The following is a 16,836-nucleotide window of genomic DNA, read 5'->3' on the forward strand; positions in this document are numbered from 1 at the left end:
TATTTATAATGACACACAATTGGAAATCATATAAGCTTTCGGAATTAACAAGCGTCATAACAAAGGGAACCACTCCATCGACCTATGGATTTGAATTTTTAGTTTCCGGTATTAATTATATACGAGCCCAAAGTTTAAATTATAGTGGTTCAATAGATGATGGATCTTTTTCTTATATTTCTCAAGAAGCTCATGATAGACTCAAGCGATCACAATTGAAGGAAAATGACATATTATTTTCTATGGCTGGTGCATATTTAGGGATGGTTGGAATGATTAAGAAATCACACTGTCCCGCAAACACAAATCAAGCAGTAGGGATAATTAGAATTTCCGTTGATTTTGTAGATGTCAAATTTGTTGAATATACTCTTAGAAATCCAAGAACGGTAGAATTTGTCAATTCTCAAGGCGGACAATCTGCTCAACCGAACATAAACTTGGCAGAAATAGGTAATTTATCATTCAAATTCCCACCCCTTCCAGAACAAAAAGCCATCGCCTCTATCCTCTCTGCTTTAGACGATAAAATAGAGAACAACCTGGCCATGAACAAAACCCTAGCGGACATGGCAATGGCACTATATAAGCATTGGTTTGTAGATTTTGGTCCATTTGCCAATGGCGAGTTTGTGGACTCAGAATTAGGGATGATTCCAAAGGGATGGGAGGTGAAAAGGTTAGATGTAATTCTGGAAATAAAGTACGGCAAAGACCATAAAAAGTTGGAAGAAGGCACAATCCCTGTCTATGGCACTGGAGGTATAATGCGCTATGTAAATCAATTATTATACGATCAAGAATCTATTCTAATCCCTAGAAAAGGCACATTGAATAATCTATATTATTTAAACAAGCCCTTTTGGACAGTTGACACACTTTTTTATTCAAAAATTAAATTGAAGGGGTTTGGAAAATATGCATTTCATTTTTTAAAAACTCTGGATCTTGCCTCTATGGATGTAGGGTCCGCTATTCCCAGTTTAACCACTCAATTACTAAATAAAATCAATGTTATAATACCTCCAAATAATGTAGTATTAGAATATGATCAAACCGCAACTCTTTGGTTTAATATGATGCAATCAAACATTGAAGAAAACCAAACTCTTACCCAACTCCGGGATACCTTACTACCCAAACTTATTAGCGGAGAAGTGCGTTTAAAAGAATTTCAAGAAACCCTAGCCAACGTATTATGACGAACTTTTCCGAAGCTGCCGTGCAAAATGCTGCCATCACGTGGCTCCAAGAGCTAGGTTACACCCATAAAATTGGTAATAGCCTAAATCGGAACCTTAAAAAGGTGGTTTTGGAAGACGAGCTTCGTAATTTCTTGGATCGTATATATAACGACGTGCCTGCTACTGCCATTAACGAAGCTTTGGCAAGCTTTACCCAACACCAAGGGATGGATACGGATAATCGTAATCAGGATTTTCACCGTAAATGTACCCAAGGTATTTCTGTAAGTTGGAAGGATGCCCACGGCAAAGAAAATGCCAAACACATTTACCCTATAGATTTTAAAAATGCAGCCAACAACAGTTTTACATGTGCGGATGAAGTCACCATTATAGGAAAAAATACACGCCGTACAGATGTCCTTATTTTTATTAATGGCTTGCCCTTGGTGGTGTTTGAGTTCAAAAATTTGTTTGATCACAATGTAGGTGTAGCTAATGCATTTGGCCAAATACAGCATTACAAAAAAGACATCCCGCAATTATTCGACTATAACGCCATTACTGTAGTTTCGGACGGTTTAGAAGCTTTGCATGGCATGTATAGTTCGTCTATAAAATGGTTTGCTCCATGGAAAAGCCTGGATGGGGAGGAAACAAAGCAAAATGATGATCTACAGTTAGAAACCTTAATAAAAGGATTGTTTCCAAAAGAAACACTGTTGAACTATATCCAAAACTTTATTTTCCATGAAGACCATAATGGTAAGATTATAAAAAAAGGAGCAAAATACCACCAGTATTGGGGCATTACCAAAGCAGTATCCTCCACCTTGGAAAATATAAAACCCAAAGGTGATGGTAGGCTGGGCATAATTTGGCATACCCAAGGTTCGGGTAAGAGTATTTCTATGGCTATTCTAACAGGGATATTACGTCAATTACCAGAATTAAAGAATCCTACCATTGTCATACAAGTAGACCGTAATGATCTGGACCAACAGCTTTATGAGAATTTTGTACTATGCAAAGATTTGGTTGGTGATGTACAACATGCGAATACTACAGACGAATTAAGAAGTTTACTAAGTACAGATGGTGGGGGTGTTATTTTTACCACCATAGAAAAGTTCCGGTTAAAAGAACTAGTAGACGGTAAAGAAAAAACACACCCTGTACTTTCAGAGCGTTATAACCTGATTGTTATGGCCGATGAAGCCCATCGCACCCAATACGGATTTAAGGATGGCGGTTTCGCTCAAAACATCCGAAAAGCAGTCCCCAATGCATCATTTATAGGTTTTACCGGAACCCCGGTCAATGGTAAAGATGCTGATACCGAGCAAGTTTTTGGAAAAACTATACATACTTATGATATCAAACAGGCTGTAGAGGATGGTGCTACAGTACCCATTTATTACGAACCCAAAATGGTACCGCTCAATATTAAGGCGAAATACACCCAGGAATTGGAAGAAGTAGCCGAAGGTGAGGAAGACGCTTCCAATTCGGTATGGGCAGCTGTTGAAGATGCCGCTGGCGCAGAAGATAGGGTGCAACGTGTAGCCAAGGATATTTTAACGCACTTTAATGCCCGTATAGAGACATTGGACGGCAAAGCTATGATAGTCTGTATGAGCCGCCGTAATTGCGTAAAAATGTACGATGCTCTTATTAAACTGGACAATTGTCCGGAAATAGCCGTTATCATGACCACGAACATCGGAAAGGATCCCGAATCCTGGAATCCCCATGTACGTACCAAAGACAATATGGAAGCTATTAAAAAGCGTTTCCGTACTCCAGAAGACCCGTTAAAAATGGTTATCGTTAGGGATATGTGGCTTACGGGTTTTGATGCCCCCTGTGCGCATACCATGTACGTAGATAAAATAATGAAAGGCCATAACCTAATGCAGGCCATAGCAAGGGTAAACCGTGTCTTTCAAGACAAGCCTAATGGCTTAGTGGTAGATTTTATTGGTATTTCCGGCTATTTGGCAGAAGCCACCAAAAAATATACCGGTAGCGGGGGAGCAGGCAAGCCTACAATAGATTTAGATGCAGCGGTAGCAGTCTGTTTGGAACAATTTGTTGTTACAAAAGGCTTAGTAGGAGAGTTTGACCAGGCACAAATAGAAGCAATGCCTGAAACTGAATTGATGCAATGGACAAATAAGACATTGAATAGCCTATTACAGTCGGATGCCATCACCGATGCTTTTCTTAAAGAGGAACGCAAACTAACCGAATTAATAGCAATGACCAATTCCGATCCCAAAGTATGGGAGATCCAGGAAGAAGTGGCCATTATCCAAAAGTTTAGGGTATTGATCCGAAAGATAAAATCCCCACCTGGTGCCCAACGAGAAAAGAACGACCGAATAAAAGATTTAATTAGCAAGAGCCTAGCCTCCCAAGAAATTGTTGACTTGGCCAAAATGTACAATCTGGATAAAATTGATATTTCCATAATCGATGATCGTTTTCAGGCGATTGTTAAGGAAAAGGGAGGAGAGAACATAAAAATAGAATTGCTACGGAGGATTATCAATGATGAATTAAAAGTACGGATGGTAAAAAACATTCGCAAAATGACAAATCTTAGGGATGAGTTGGAAAAGGTATTGGGCAAGTACCATAAGAACAGTATGGATTCCATAGCAGCAATTAAGCACTTGTTGGACATTGCCCAGGAATTTCAGCAAGATGATGTAAGAACAAAACAATTAGGGCTTACAGAGGACGAATTGGCGTTTTATGACCTATTATCTGCCAATGAAAAATTATTGAACGTAAAGGGCCCTATTCAAGATTTAGTGCATTCCGTCGTTACATCAGTTAAAAAGAACCTTCAATTGGATTGGACAAAGAAAGAAGATGCCCGGGCAGCGATACGCCTGGCAGTAAAAAAGGAATTGCGTGGCAAGATCCCTTTCTCCGAATTGGATAATCTTTTAAAAGAGGTAGTGGAACAGGCAGAGGGTCAGTATAAGGATTGGCCAATGATGGGAGGGTAAGAGCAAGAAAACAATTTGCATATTTATTCATACGAAGAAGGTAGACCAAGTTGTGGCAATGATCTTTTTAGAGAACCAACTAAGTGACATTCAACGAGAATCAGACCAATGGGGGCAGAAACGATTAAGGACTTTTACAGCCTTATATTGGGTGGATAATTAGTTTATCCTAATAGCACTATGTTTGAAAACATAGAAAGATCATTTTTATAATTAGCAATATCTTTAAGTTAAATAATTTTATAGACCATTTGGAGGCAATTAAACAAATCACGGCAATACAAATAATAAAACAGACTGACACAAATAGCGTTCCATTTCTGGTATTATGTGATGATGGAGAATTATATTATGCCAAAACGATGTTTAAAGCACACCCGCCATTTGAAGATGTTATTAATGAGATATTAAGTGTTTATTTTTTAGATTTAATGGGAGTAAAGACAATCCCTCCTGCTCTAATAAAAGTTCCTCAAGTAGTATTTGAATCTTATAAATTAGAACATAAAAATTATGATGCAAGATATGATAATCTGAAATTTGATAATAAACAATTCTTCGGATCATTGTTTCAGCCATCAACAACTGAAGTGGAGGTTTATAATACAACACTTCAAAACAAACATGACTTTAATAAATACACTAATCCTACAGACTTTTTAAAAATAGGTCTCTTTGATTATTGGATTGGTAATATGGATCGACGAGGAAGCAATCCTAATATTCTAATTAATGAAACAATTGATGGTAAGTTCGAGTTTTTACCAATAGATCACACCCAAGCATTTGGATATCAAAATAATTATAAAGCATTGAAAATAAGCTTAATGAATAAACCGAATCCTAAGTCAATTTTAAAAACGCCAATATCAAAAAGTATTCTTAGCTTTGCAGATTCAATATATATTGCTAACTTCCATAATGAGATATTAGCAGATTTCTCAAATGTAATTACTAATATTGGCTTTGTTTTTGATCAGATACCTAGTACATTTGGATTGAGTTCAAAAGGTAAAGACAAAATCATTGAAATATTAAGTAACCAAAAAAGAAATTTAATAGTGTCAAGAATACATTTGAATATTTAAAATGAAATCCTACTACAGCATAATACGTTTTGTTAATAATCCTCTAAGTAAGGAGAATTTGGCTATTGGTATGATTGTATTATCTGAGGGTAAGGTTTTTTATAAATTTTCAAAGGATAAAATTAATCTTGCTCATAAAATCAATAGTTTCAATTCAAATTTACTTGAATATACTATTGATAAGGTTTCGAATTTTATTGATATTGAGCTAAAGCAAGATATATCCTTATTTTCAAAGGAGGTTAAAGTAAATCTAGAATATTTAAATAGACTCTCAATTTATAATAATGGTTTTCTTCAATTTGACAAACCTTCAATAATTAATTTAGTGTTTGATAATTCCAAGTTTGATAATTTTTTTGACAAATACATTGAGCTTAACCTTAGAGAACCAAAAAAGGAATCAGTAGATAAAACTTTTAAAAGAACTATAGAAGAGGTCTTCTATAAGCCATTAGCAAATGTAATAGATATAGAGTATAGAGTTAAAAAGGAACAAATACCCGGTTTGTTTTTTGATTATACTCTGGATGGTATAGGTGTTAATGGTAGTGTTTATACTGTGAAATCAATCGATTTAAATTCAGAAAAACCTCTTGATAATTTTAGAAGAGATATTTCTGAACTAGAAAGTCTTAATTATCGTTTAGAATTATTCAGTAAAGAAAATGATTTAATTAGTAAAAAAAACAATCACTATTTAGTTGTTGATGAATATAAGGGCTCAAAATCATCTTATCATAAGCTTTATGAGATTCTTCTTGAGCAAAATGATAATGATTATCCCTACTCCATCATTGGTACTGAGTCTTTACCATTGGTGACTAAGGATATTATTGACTCTAAATCTATAATAAAGTTTTCTGAGTATCTAGAAACTATTAATTAGTTCATTCGGCACATTTTGAAATCTAGTTTCTTTTTGATTAAGTGACCTTATATCTTACCATTTTTTATCACTGTACAAAATACACTGATGCAGATCAGTAGCGTATTTGCTGAATTCTTTCTCAAAGAAGGCTTCCATTCAAATTCCTGTTACATTTCTATTTAATCTTTTTGTACCATTAATTTTAACTGAATTGTTGCATACAAAGTAAAAGGCACCGTTAACTTAATTTCCATTGTGTATTTAAAAACACATCCCTTTATATTCAACCTATTTTTATATCTTTTTCTTAAACTCCGTTAGGGCGCTGACAATGGCAGATTCTAGCTCCTTGTATTCCTCTTGCACATCGGTCTGGTACACCACATTCTCCCCAATATTGTCCTTAGGAATAAACTCGTTGTCCTCTGTAAGAATCCATGCCGGATTATACCCAAGCGAGTAATAATATAAAACCAATTTTATGGTGGTCAAGGATATGGCCCCCCGTTCTACATTGACCAAGGTATTATAGTCCATATCAAAACGTTCAGTGATCGATTTTATGGAAAACTCGCTTGAACGTTTATTGCCAGTATCCTTTTCTATCAGCTCTTCGCGAATCATCCTTAAACGTTCGCTTATGTATGCGAAATCCTCGGTAGAGGCTCTCATCATCTCGTCAATATCTTTCATATTTTTAATTTTAAATATAAATTATTCCTTATACATTTCTATAGGATAGCTTGACAATAAACTTTCCAAAGAATCTGTAAAAACCTCTGTTTGGTTAACCGCCGAAACGTTCTCAAAAGTAGGTGTTTCATATTGCCTACGAAAGGCATCTGCCAACTCCCTACTGGATTTACTGCGGTATTTCTTCATAAAATCTTTTGCAATGACCTCATCCTTTTCCAGGGATGCCGCCACTTTATCGCCAATTTTGAGTTCGTCAAAAATAGCCAACTTTGGTTTATTTCCAGTACAATGAACGTATTCCCGTTCAACAAGCTCATTGATATCTTTGATCACCTTTAAAAAATTAGCGTCCAGAATCCTATCTATTTCCTTGTCTATATACATGCGATTTACCAATGCAGTAATATAGTGCTCTATACGTGCTGTAGAATCGGAATCATCCTTTGTCAATTCCTCCAAATTTTGTAGATGGTCGAACAATTTTAGCTCATGGGCTAAAGGAACGAACTGCATTTGTTTTATATGACTATCGTATTGATCTGCTGCAAACTCCTTAATGTAAGCCGTATAAAAGTGCAAATAATTCGTTTGACCAAAATCGAGGTTCCGTACAACATCAAAAAAGTCAAGGCTGTGTATCAGTTTCATCTTCGAATCCACCAATTCCTGATGATTTTCACATTTAAATTTGGTATGCACAGGCATATCGTATTTTCCTTGGATTTTTTTGGATTCCATATTGGGCTTTAGCAACCCAAAACACAGTTTTTGTTCAATGGGGTTTTCAAAGGTATCTGCGACAATGCCCCCAAAATGGCCTGTAGACATACTAGTAATCTTGCTTTTTGGTAGTAATTCCGAAAGAATGGTACTGAAATTTACAGTGGTGTCGTTGTTGGAAATTGCCTTGCTTTTTTTTCCTTGATGGATACGTCCAAATATCTCACTGATTCTTCGGGCCGTTTCCCCTTTTGCAGCTCCGCTGAACACATTGGAGCAGTTGTCAAAGATGACCTCTGCCAGTTCCCTGCCATAATCGGCTATCAATTGCGTAATGCTCTGTATGCCCAATACTGTGGCCACATAATGAGACCTTCCGGTATCTATTATCTTGCGCAGTCCCATGATGAAAACGGTTGGGAGTTCATCCAGAATCAGACCCAACGGCCTGCAGCCAGGTTTATTTACCACTTGCAAAATTTTATTAATGTAGAGTCCTATGGGAGCGGCATAGATTTCGGAACGGTCCGGATTATTTTGAATACAGACTATTTTAGGTTTTTGTGGATTATTTATGTCCAACCTAAAATCGTTACCGGTCATGATGTAATAAATTTCCTTGCTGGCCAGCATTGAAAGGGATATCTGGGCGCTTGCGGTCTGACCGGCCAATTGCTGGCCCGCTTGCCGCTCCATGGCATCCTTGAAAGGGATCATCAGACTGCGGACTTCTACTTCCCTCATCATTATTTCCAGCAAGTATTCGATGTTTATGGTAGATAAGGTAATGACATGGGGCAAAGTGCAGATATTCTCTCCTGTCTCTTCGGATTTTTTCTTTAAATACCAGATCAACCCAGAAACAAAACTAATGGCACTCTTGGAAAAGAAATCACTGCGCTTTATCCAATCTTTGTTCAGATTTTTCATGATAATTGTGGCAGCATCAGCGGCATCGGTCTGGTTTCGCATTAAATAGGGGTCAATTGGGTTACAGCGATGTGATTTTTCTATATTGTCGAAACTCAAAGTATAAAATTCGGGTAGTTTGGATTTTTCTTGGGCATCGTTTGTGCGCTCCTTTTTTCTTCGCCAATAGTTATAGGCAACCTTACTAAGCGTATCGAACTTAAAATCATATATCAATAGCGTAAAGTTTTTTTCAATCATTTGCTCTATAATCTCTTCGATCAATGCAAAAGATTTTCCACTACCTGGGGTACCTATGACCAACAAGGCACGGAAGAGATTGACAAAATTTATCCACCCTTTTCGCAGTTGCCCTTGATACTGGTATTCATAGGGAATGTTTACGGAATACTCTGTATCTATACGTTCTTCCATTTGTTGGAACGTTTCGTTCCGGTCGTTAAAAGGATCATCCTCGGCATCATTGACAAAGTCCATCACTTGGAAAAGATGTACCGAACCAGAAACAGAAAACAGAAATCCGACACTATATAAAATCATGGAGATCCAAAGCAAACTGACTTGGGTGGGTTTAAAATACCCGGTTATAAATAACAGTACACAACCAATTCCAAAATACGTTAGGCCGGTCAACAATGATTTGCCCTCTTTTTTTCTGGGATTATAGAGCATGGCCGAACCTAAAATGAACATCAATAACATTGCTCTTCCAGTTAACGGTTCTTGCAAAGCCTTAAAACGAATAATGAAATCATGTATGATTTGTGAAAGTTGTGAATCCCATTCCAGATATTGCACGATCGGGTAATAGGCAATAAAGCCTATAATAGCAAAAAAGGTTACCGAAAGTAGCATGGCCGAGAATGCCAGATTCTTGTCGTTCATAATGTAATCAGAGTGTTAGAGAAACCTACCTAGTACAGATTGTCCTTTAATTCTTCTGATAAGGGGTCCATGAGTATCATTCTATCAAGTTTTGTAAGTTATTGTTCTTCTTTATTTCCCCTTTCTTTTTTTCAGGAGTAAGGGGAGCATTTTTCTTTAAATGCGCCCTGATTTCCGAAAAGGGAATGGTATAGTTAAATTTCAATCCAAAATCGCATTCCACGCTGTTGCTATTTATTGCCTTTATGATACCAAGGTTAGGTGCGCCTTCAGGCCCTTTGGTTGTTTTCAATTCAATTTGATCCCCGATTTCCATAACATCTCTGCAAACAGTCTCCATTTTGACATATTTGGTCTTTTTGGAATCCATAAGGTCATCGTTCCAATCCTTTCCTTTAGATTTATGGATAGTGGACGGGAAGGTTAGGTAAAGACCATTAATGGTTTCTATCAAGGATTTGAACAGGTTTTTTTCTCCGTCAAGCTGATTGGCATTTATGATTTCTAGTAATGAAAAATCCAATACAATCTTGTGCGTAGATCTTACCCATTTGATAGAATTCGACATATGCTTATCCCATTCTAAAAGGGACATTAATTTTTCCTCCAGCAAGGTGATATGATTTGATAGTTGAACCTCCACTTTTGAGTTGTAGGTAATGGTAAGGCTCACATTTCCGTGGCTATATGAACTATCCATATATACATTTGAATTAAAACGGTTGATAAGGTTGGTAAATAACTTTAGGTCAAACTCGAAACCTTTGATATCATTGTCCATTATGGATACCAAAGACACAACATTTTTTTTTAGATAAGGTTCCGTTAGCTGACCGAAGAAATCTAACTTTTTTTGATACACGTTGCCACTAAAGGATACATAAAAATTATCTGGACTACCATGGAGTTCGTGGTAGGAGAGGAGGTCTATGCCACTTTCCCCGACTACAATTTTGGAAGGATTCTTGATGGGATTTGAATGAAATAGAAAATGATCCTTTTGGTTCAGTACCAAGCGAAACTTCCTAGTTTTATTATCCCTACTGCTTATATATGTTTTGTTGTAGAGGATATAATTTTGGGGATGGCCTTCCAAATCGTACTTTGGAAAAGCAATATTGGCAATTTTATTGCCCGTATGCCGTGTAGAATAGGCATTGAACAAACGGCCCTTAAATAATGGATCGTTTATGGTGTTCTTTGATATACAACGCTGCTGCCTTAGGTAATTGGAGTTCCGCAATGGAACGATTTTAAAATTTTCCTCCAAGGATTTCCTTACGGCCTTGAAACTTCGAACTTCCATAGGTGTATTTTCCATATAACCAAGCCCATTCACGATTTCGAGACCGGCCTGAACGGCCTTGTAAAAATTAACGTTCCGGTTCATCAAGTACATAAAGAAAAGCCCTTTGTCCTGGGAATCATTTCGGTTAAAATAGGTTACTGGTTTCCGGGCCATTTGCAGTACAATACGATCTTTGTCGTTCTTGAACTCCATAGAACCTGCACTTTTCTTTATCAATTTGTACCCATTTTGATGTAGGTACATCGGAAAATTGGCCTCAGCATTGATTTTTGAAATCAATCTTTTATAATGGTCAGGGTCATCTATGTAGTTAGGACTTTGCATAGGAAGGATGTAAAATGGCCGACATGCTTGGCGTGTCGGCCATTTGCTTGAGTTAGTATAAATTGAGTTACATGCTTATGGCATTTTTAGGCTGTTTCTTTTTTTTTTCGCCGTCAATGGTTTTGTTCTCCTTGGCCTCTTTTTCCTTACTATTGGTTTTCTCCAAATTTTTGTAAAGAAAACGTTGGTTTTTAGCACTCCATCTTACCATATAGGTCAAAGGTCCTTTTTGTGTTTTTCGAATGGTGATCTTCACTTCTTCCCCTTTGTTCAGATTGTCTGCCTGATCTTTAGTCAATATTTGGCCTAGAACATACATATTTGCAGTTACAGCAGATTTTGTACGGATATCGTTCAGTTTGAGCTCATAATAAGCCAATTTTTGGAACGTATCGCCACTCAAGGAACTGCCAGTAAACTGAATGGTCTTGCCTTCTTGTACCATGGCATGGTATTCATCCTTGGTAAATTGATATTGAAAGGCATTGGCATCTTCAAGTTTAACCTGTTCCTTACGTTTTATCTGTACATCCAATCTGGAACCGTAAGTGGAGTTATATAGCATTTGGACCATCTTGACCGTTTCCTTTAATTTGCCATCATTGATGTAGGTTGTTTCGATCAACTGCTCCTTACCTTCTAGAATCGACTCTTGAATGTTGGGTTCCAACTTCTCAAAACTTATGTAAGCGCCTTCCAAACGTCTTTTTACATCGGCCTCGGCAAATTGTTGGTCCTTGTTTTTTTGGACTTCCACATTTCTGCTGTCCTTCAACATTTCAAAGGATGGATTATTACCGGCTTTTATTTTGAAGGTTTTATCGTCTATAGATATCGCTTCAGCCTTTTGCCAAACTTGATTGACATTAACGAATACTTTTTGAATCGTGTTTTCTACTTGATTTTCCATTTTTGAGTGATTTTTAATTGTTACGGAATTTGAATTTGTTACTTTTGAATAACTTTCGAATCAGGAGTGATTTGTGAGTTACGGAATTTGAAGGAAAGAGGGCGGGAGCGCCCTTTTTCCATTTTATAAAGCGATTCTATATTCTTTCAATTGTACCTCCTTCCTTTCATTAACTTGATTTTGAGTATTTTCCCATTCAGTATACCAATTGTCAGACTTTGGCTTTAGAATATCTATCGTCTTGTTCAGATAGTTTTTGTAATACGACCAGACCAATAATTTAATGGCGTTGGATTCAATGGGTAAACGGACTTTAATGTCTTCATTATCCTTGGAAACCAGAATACTGTATTTGTTTAGCCTGTTTTGGTCGATGATTTTGTTGAAATTCAAAAAGCTTTTGGTCAAGTCTTGGTTAAAGCGTCTTGTATGGTCGTAAAAGCGGGAGAAGGATTTTTCATTTCCCATGGGGAAGCGCAATAACATATCCCTATCGGTCAAGGTCAAATTAAAATCGGAATCCTTTGTATATGATATAAAATGGAGGTCCCGCAAATAGCCCTCTATTTTTTTATTTCCCGTGAAGCTTAAAAAGAGTTTGTCCACTTTCGTTAGCCTTTGTATCTGGAAAAGTATATCGGTCGTCTGGCAATTTATCGCCCCCAATGCCATGTATACTACATTTTTTAATTGGAATTTTCTATGGAATGCCAAAGCTTCCTTAGGATCTTTAAATAGAAAAAGCCCCTCTATTCTCTTCGGAATATTGGAGTACCAAAGGGAGTGTTTTATAGCCGATTCTTTGTAAGGAACTACTTCTTTGTCCGTATCTAGGAAATATCCACAGACCTCGTTTTGCAGATTGAACAAAGGAAATAGCGCACCACCTTCTTGATTTTGGAAAACACGCCCCGAAAAGGGAATAGAGCTTTCTACACCATGATATAGGTCTTTGGAAGTATCTTCGAGCGGTGACCTGTAAGATAAAAAGTGATTAAAATCCTTTGGTACTATTTTAAGCGTGTCATCCGGGCTATTGGCAATTAGAAGGGTTTTAGTTTCCAATACTTGGTTATATAGGCCATCTACCTTATCCCATATCAGTTCCTTGCCGATCCCTTCAACTTTTGATACATACTCCGTAATCAGGTCGGATGCGGAGAGTTTTTCCTGTGGCCGTTGCACCTTATAATAAAAATATCCTTTTTCGGTATTTATGATCACATAGTGCTCACCACCGTTCTTAAGTATAAGGTGGGTATTTTCGGATTGCACAACTCGGTACCCCAAATGTTCAAAGAGATTTGGTAGGTGTATTAGGTGGTCTTCTATAAGCCAGTTGTTCATCTTATTCTAAAAATTTGTTTATTTGTATATAAATAGTAATTTTGTTTATAAATACAAATATATGATTTTTTTTGAATCCACAACTTTTTGGAACAAAAAATTCGGTATCCACGAACCTAAGCCCACTAAAACCTCTGGGAAAAAGGAGCGCTTCTATTTCCTTTTTTTAATAATTATAAGCCTGTTCTATATAATTTGGAACGGCTTTGGTATTTCAACACAACGACTTGAGGATACTACGGTTACAATGGACCTTTATGAAGAACGCCTTAAAATGAACTTAGAAACTCCGTTAAAGGATTCGGTCCTTGTAGAAAGGGAACGAAATCAGTTGCTAATGGCCATAGAAGAGCGAATAGTTGAATTTTTATATCAAATCCCTGACTATTCCTATATGGGTTCATTAGAGACCTACCTAAAATACAGGCCTCAGTTGCTAGAGCAATTTCCATCCGCTGTTCCGTTGGAGAAAGGCAATTATTCCGTTACGAGCAATTATGGTATTCGTATCCATCCAATTTCTAATAAAAAAAGAAAACATTTTGGAATCGATTTGGCAGCCCCTCCTGGAAAACATGTTTACGCCTCGGCATCAGGTACCATCCAGGATATCCTCTATTCAAAAAATGGATATGGCACACATATTGTCATTAAACATCGCTTCGGTTTTGAAACATTATATGGTCATCTAAACAAGGTGCTTGTCCGAAAAGGGCAAATTGTAAAACAACATGAAATCATTGGTACGGTGGGTAGCACTGGAAGTTCCACTGGAAACCATCTGCACTATGAGATACTGAAGAACATGATCCAAATAGACCCAAAACTTTCACTCAACCTAAAGAAAAATATTTATACCCATTTAATTGAATCAAAAACGAACAAAGATGGAGCCGAGTAAAAGAAAGTGGGGGATTAACTATTCTAAATTTAGGTATGGCTACACTAAAAAAACATCAAGGTGTCTGCTCCTATAATCTTATTTTTTTGAATATAAAATAACAGATGTTAGAATCAGATATTACCTAGTGCCCAACTGGGTTTTTTTTGTAGATAGGGAAAAAACCACTGGATAGCTTCTAGGCAATTTTCAATGGAGTAGCAAAGGAATTAGTGTATGCCCAAAGTGATTTTATATATCATGATTACACTATTTTTTCTAATTTAAAAAAGGCTATCAATGTTGTCAGTTGCCAACATCAGGAGCTCGATCAAAAAATATAAAATCACAAATTTTGGCTAGGACTTACCCTAAGTATTAGACTTCATCTCTATAATAAGTATTTTCATAAATGTCATTAACATGAACACGAGAGCTTCTTAAAGCTATCGTGTCCGGAATCTAAATACACTGGATAATCTTTAAACATTATAAAGTGCATCAGCCAATTCGTTTTTTTTGTGTCGGCTCAATGGTACCTGTGTTCCAGCTACTTGAACAATTTTACTGTTAAATTTTTCAATTTTTTCCAAATTCACGATATAGGATTTGTGTATCCTTAGGAATTTATCCTCCGGTAACTGTTTTTCAAATGATTTCATAGTAGAAAGTGTAACGATATTGCCTTCATTGGTCACCAATTTAATATAATCACCAAGAGCTTCGATCCATTTTATGTCGTTTAGAACAACTTTGCGATTTTTTTAGGTTGCTTTTCACAAAAATATACTCTTCATCCTCGTTCACCTTATTAATGTGCTCATATTTTTCCACGGCTCTTTTTACGGAGGCATCAAAACGGGCCAAGGAAATGGGTTTGTAGAGGTAATCGGTTATGTCGTAATCAAAGGCCTTAAGGGCATAATCAGGATTGCCTGTAATCAAAATTACCTGGGGTGCGTTGTCCAAGGATTCCAGGTGTTGCAAACCACACCAACATTACAGGGCCAAAAAGAATCCCTGTTTTTTTTAGTGCGAAACTGTTCGATCAGGAAGAGTGCTATTTGAATACCGCAGACAATAGGTAATGTGGGAATGCCTTCGTACAGAATATAAAGACCTTCCACTGCCGATGAAATTGAAATAGCAGGTGTTATATAGCCATCACTGATCAAGGTGGCACAACCGATCAATGCCGGATAGTAATACTTTGGCTATTGTAAATTTGAAAGTACTTCCTTTTCCTTCAATCGAAGAAACATTAATATCTCCTCCAAGATTTTGGATCAACTTTTTTACAGTTGCTAAACCAATTCCGGTACCAATATTTCCATATTTATCAACAACACCGGTCATTGAAAGAAGATCAAAAATTTTATTTATATGCTCCTGTGGAATACCATCTGAATTATCTTCAACGGAGAATTCATAAAAATCATCAGAATCCGATAAACTTATCTCTATCCTGGTCTTGGACTTTGAACTGTACTTGATCGAATTTGTAACAAGGTTAATGAGGATCCGCATTAAAATCGCTTTATTGGTCATAAGTTGTACCGAGTGGTTTTGATGGGCCAGGACCACGCAATCATCAGTATCCGTAATAGTACTGATTTCAAGAATCAAGGATTCAAAATCTATTTTCTCCTGCTTTAAATAAAGCAGGTCATCACTCAAATAAAATTCCAGAATACCGTCAATATAATTTTTCAAGGTATAGGAGGAGGTTTTTAAGTATGCTAGGTACTGTAATGAATCCTTATCAAGTTTATCCTTGTTTTCAAATTCCAATAAATCGGTCAAAGAAATAATGTTGGCCAATGGGGATTTAAGGTCATGGGATACGATACAGGCAAATTTCTTCAAATCGTCATTTCTGTTTTTTAACTTAGCCTGAAATTGTGTTAATTTATAATTTTTATAACGTAGTTCAAAGAGTTGGACCACTTGTTTTGACATCGAAGTAAGTGACTCGAGTTGTTTTACGGTTAACATTCTTGGTTTATGATCAAACACGCATAATGTCCCCAGTTTAAATCCATCCGAATCCACTAAAGGTGCTCCCGCATAGAACACTACATTATGATCAGTAACCAAAGGATTGTCAAAAAATCGATCATCGACCCTGGCATCTTCTATAATCGTTACCAGGTCTTCAGAATTTATGGCATGACCGCAAAACGAAATTTCTCTGGGCGATTCATTAAAGGGTACACCGTGGTGGGACTTCAAGAAATTCCTTTCCTTATCCAGTAGTGTTATTAATGAAATAGGAGTGTCACAGATATAGGACAACATCGAAGTAATATTGTCATAATGATCTTCCGGCAATGAATCGAGTAGCTGGTATTTTTCGACCGCAGCTTGTCTTTGCTTTTCGTTATCGGGAAATGCTGGTGATTTCATTAAGATGTATATTAATTGTTTAACGTTCCAGATAGCGAAAGATATTGAATTTAACGGCAGCGTCCTTCTAAAGTGCCAATTTTAAAATAAGCTTGATCACAATTTTAGCACATATTATTTGATATAACCACTATTTCTTCTTGGTTACTATACCTTATAATTTAAATTGACAATATGTAGCAGTTATTATCGTCCCTATTCGATTGAATAGTGTTAATTTCTCCATTTGTCCCTACTCTTTAAATTCAACCAATATAGACTAGAAC

Annotated in this window: 12 protein-coding genes and 1 pseudogene; 5 read left to right on the forward strand and 8 right to left on the reverse strand. The window is 36.6% G+C overall.

Features of this window, described 5'->3' with window-relative positions:
• The first annotated feature begins 8 nt into the window (after nucleotides 1-8).
• The 4 genes from CWD90_RS16270 (at nucleotide 9) to CWD90_RS16285 (ending at nucleotide 6,181) form a co-directional block, all read left to right on the forward strand.
• Nucleotides 9-1,202 (forward strand): restriction endonuclease subunit S, encoded by a 1,194-nt coding sequence (locus CWD90_RS16270; RefSeq protein WP_103477137.1) that lies wholly within the window; start codon nucleotides 9-11, stop codon nucleotides 1,200-1,202.
• A complete protein-coding gene (locus CWD90_RS16275; RefSeq protein WP_103477138.1) occupies nucleotides 1,199-4,204 on the forward strand; it encodes a type I restriction endonuclease subunit R in 3,006 nt (1,001 codons plus the stop codon). Before CWD90_RS16270 ends, CWD90_RS16275 begins: the two co-directional genes overlap by 4 nt.
• Nucleotides 4,205-4,455: 251 nt before the next feature.
• Nucleotides 4,456-5,292, forward strand: coding sequence for a HipA family kinase (locus tag CWD90_RS16280; protein WP_103477139.1), 837 nt, complete (start codon nucleotides 4,456-4,458; stop codon nucleotides 5,290-5,292).
• Nucleotide 5,293: 1 nt separating this feature from the next.
• Nucleotides 5,294-6,181: a hypothetical protein gene (locus CWD90_RS16285; protein ID WP_103477140.1), complete on the forward strand. Its 888-nt coding sequence runs from the start codon at nucleotides 5,294-5,296 to the stop codon at nucleotides 6,179-6,181.
• 276 nt (nucleotides 6,182-6,457) lie between these two features.
• Here the strand turns inward: CWD90_RS16285 and CWD90_RS16290 are convergent, their stop codons facing one another.
• The 5 genes from CWD90_RS16290 to CWD90_RS16310 form a co-directional block, all read right to left on the reverse strand.
• Nucleotides 6,458-6,856, reverse strand: coding sequence for a hypothetical protein (locus tag CWD90_RS16290; RefSeq protein ID WP_103477141.1), 399 nt, complete (start codon nucleotides 6,854-6,856; stop codon nucleotides 6,458-6,460).
• Between the two features lie 21 nt (nucleotides 6,857-6,877).
• Nucleotides 6,878-9,394, reverse strand: a complete 2,517-nt coding sequence (locus CWD90_RS16295) for a type IV secretory system conjugative DNA transfer family protein (protein ID WP_103477142.1) — start codon at nucleotides 9,392-9,394, stop codon at nucleotides 6,878-6,880.
• Nucleotides 9,395-9,470: 76 nt separating this feature from the next.
• The gene (locus CWD90_RS16300) at nucleotides 9,471-11,027 is read right to left on the reverse strand and encodes a toprim domain-containing protein (RefSeq protein ID WP_103477143.1); all 1,557 of its coding nucleotides are present in this window, start codon (nucleotides 11,025-11,027) and stop codon (nucleotides 9,471-9,473) included.
• Between the two features lie 67 nt (nucleotides 11,028-11,094).
• Nucleotides 11,095-11,937, reverse strand: a complete 843-nt coding sequence (locus CWD90_RS16305) for a hypothetical protein (RefSeq protein ID WP_103477144.1) — start codon at nucleotides 11,935-11,937, stop codon at nucleotides 11,095-11,097.
• A 123-nt stretch (nucleotides 11,938-12,060) separates the two neighbouring features.
• The gene (locus CWD90_RS16310; protein WP_103477145.1) at nucleotides 12,061-13,284 is read right to left on the reverse strand and encodes a hypothetical protein; all 1,224 of its coding nucleotides are present in this window, start codon (nucleotides 13,282-13,284) and stop codon (nucleotides 12,061-12,063) included.
• Nucleotides 13,285-13,345: 61 nt separating this feature from the next.
• On the opposite strand from CWD90_RS16310, the gene CWD90_RS16315 reads away from it, so the two are divergent.
• On the forward strand, nucleotides 13,346-14,185 hold the full coding sequence (locus CWD90_RS16315) for a M23 family metallopeptidase (protein ID WP_103477146.1): 840 nt from the start codon (nucleotides 13,346-13,348) through the stop codon (nucleotides 14,183-14,185).
• A 461-nt stretch (nucleotides 14,186-14,646) separates the two neighbouring features.
• Here the strand turns inward: CWD90_RS16315 and CWD90_RS16320 are convergent.
• The 3 genes and pseudogenes from CWD90_RS16320 to CWD90_RS16330 form a co-directional block, all read right to left on the reverse strand.
• Nucleotides 14,647-15,154, reverse strand: a pseudogene (locus tag CWD90_RS16320) (LytR/AlgR family response regulator transcription factor); the annotation flags it as partial.
• Nucleotides 15,112-15,357 (reverse strand): KUP/HAK/KT family potassium transporter, encoded by a 246-nt coding sequence (locus tag CWD90_RS23745; RefSeq protein ID WP_205161263.1) that lies wholly within the window; start codon nucleotides 15,355-15,357, stop codon nucleotides 15,112-15,114. The pseudogene CWD90_RS16320 and the gene CWD90_RS23745, both read right to left, overlap by 43 nt.
• Complete coding sequence (locus tag CWD90_RS16330; RefSeq protein ID WP_103477147.1) at nucleotides 15,329-16,570, reverse strand: GAF domain-containing sensor histidine kinase; 1,242 nt, start codon at nucleotides 16,568-16,570, stop codon at nucleotides 15,329-15,331. The genes CWD90_RS23745 and CWD90_RS16330 overlap by 29 nt, the downstream gene beginning before the upstream one ends.
• Between the last annotated feature and the right edge of the window lie 266 nt (nucleotides 16,571-16,836).

Source organism: Arenibacter catalasegens (genome assembly GCF_002909235.1).
Lineage (GTDB): Bacteria > Bacteroidota > Bacteroidia > Flavobacteriales > Flavobacteriaceae > Arenibacter > Arenibacter catalasegens.

Coding starts and splice junctions, on each gene's coding strand:
- CWD90_RS16305 (WP_103477144.1), bottom strand. CDS start 11,937: ATGGAAAATCAAGTAGAAAACACGATTCAAAAAGTATTCGTTAATGTC.
- CWD90_RS16330 (WP_103477147.1), bottom strand. CDS start 16,570: ATGAAATCACCAGCATTTCCCGATAACGAAAAGCAAAGACAAGCTGCG.
- CWD90_RS16315 (WP_103477146.1), top strand. CDS start 13,346: ATGATTTTTTTTGAATCCACAACTTTTTGGAACAAAAAATTCGGTATC.
- CWD90_RS16285 (WP_103477140.1), top strand. CDS start 5,294: ATGAAATCCTACTACAGCATAATACGTTTTGTTAATAATCCTCTAAGT.
- CWD90_RS16275 (WP_103477138.1), top strand. CDS start 1,199: ATGACGAACTTTTCCGAAGCTGCCGTGCAAAATGCTGCCATCACGTGG.
- CWD90_RS16270 (WP_103477137.1), top strand. CDS start 9: ATGACACACAATTGGAAATCATATAAGCTTTCGGAATTAACAAGCGTC.
- CWD90_RS16310 (WP_103477145.1), bottom strand. CDS start 13,284: ATGAACAACTGGCTTATAGAAGACCACCTAATACACCTACCAAATCTC.
- CWD90_RS16290 (WP_103477141.1), bottom strand. CDS start 6,856: ATGAAAGATATTGACGAGATGATGAGAGCCTCTACCGAGGATTTCGCA.
- CWD90_RS16300 (WP_103477143.1), bottom strand. CDS start 11,027: ATGCAAAGTCCTAACTACATAGATGACCCTGACCATTATAAAAGATTG.
- CWD90_RS16295 (WP_103477142.1), bottom strand. CDS start 9,394: ATGAACGACAAGAATCTGGCATTCTCGGCCATGCTACTTTCGGTAACC.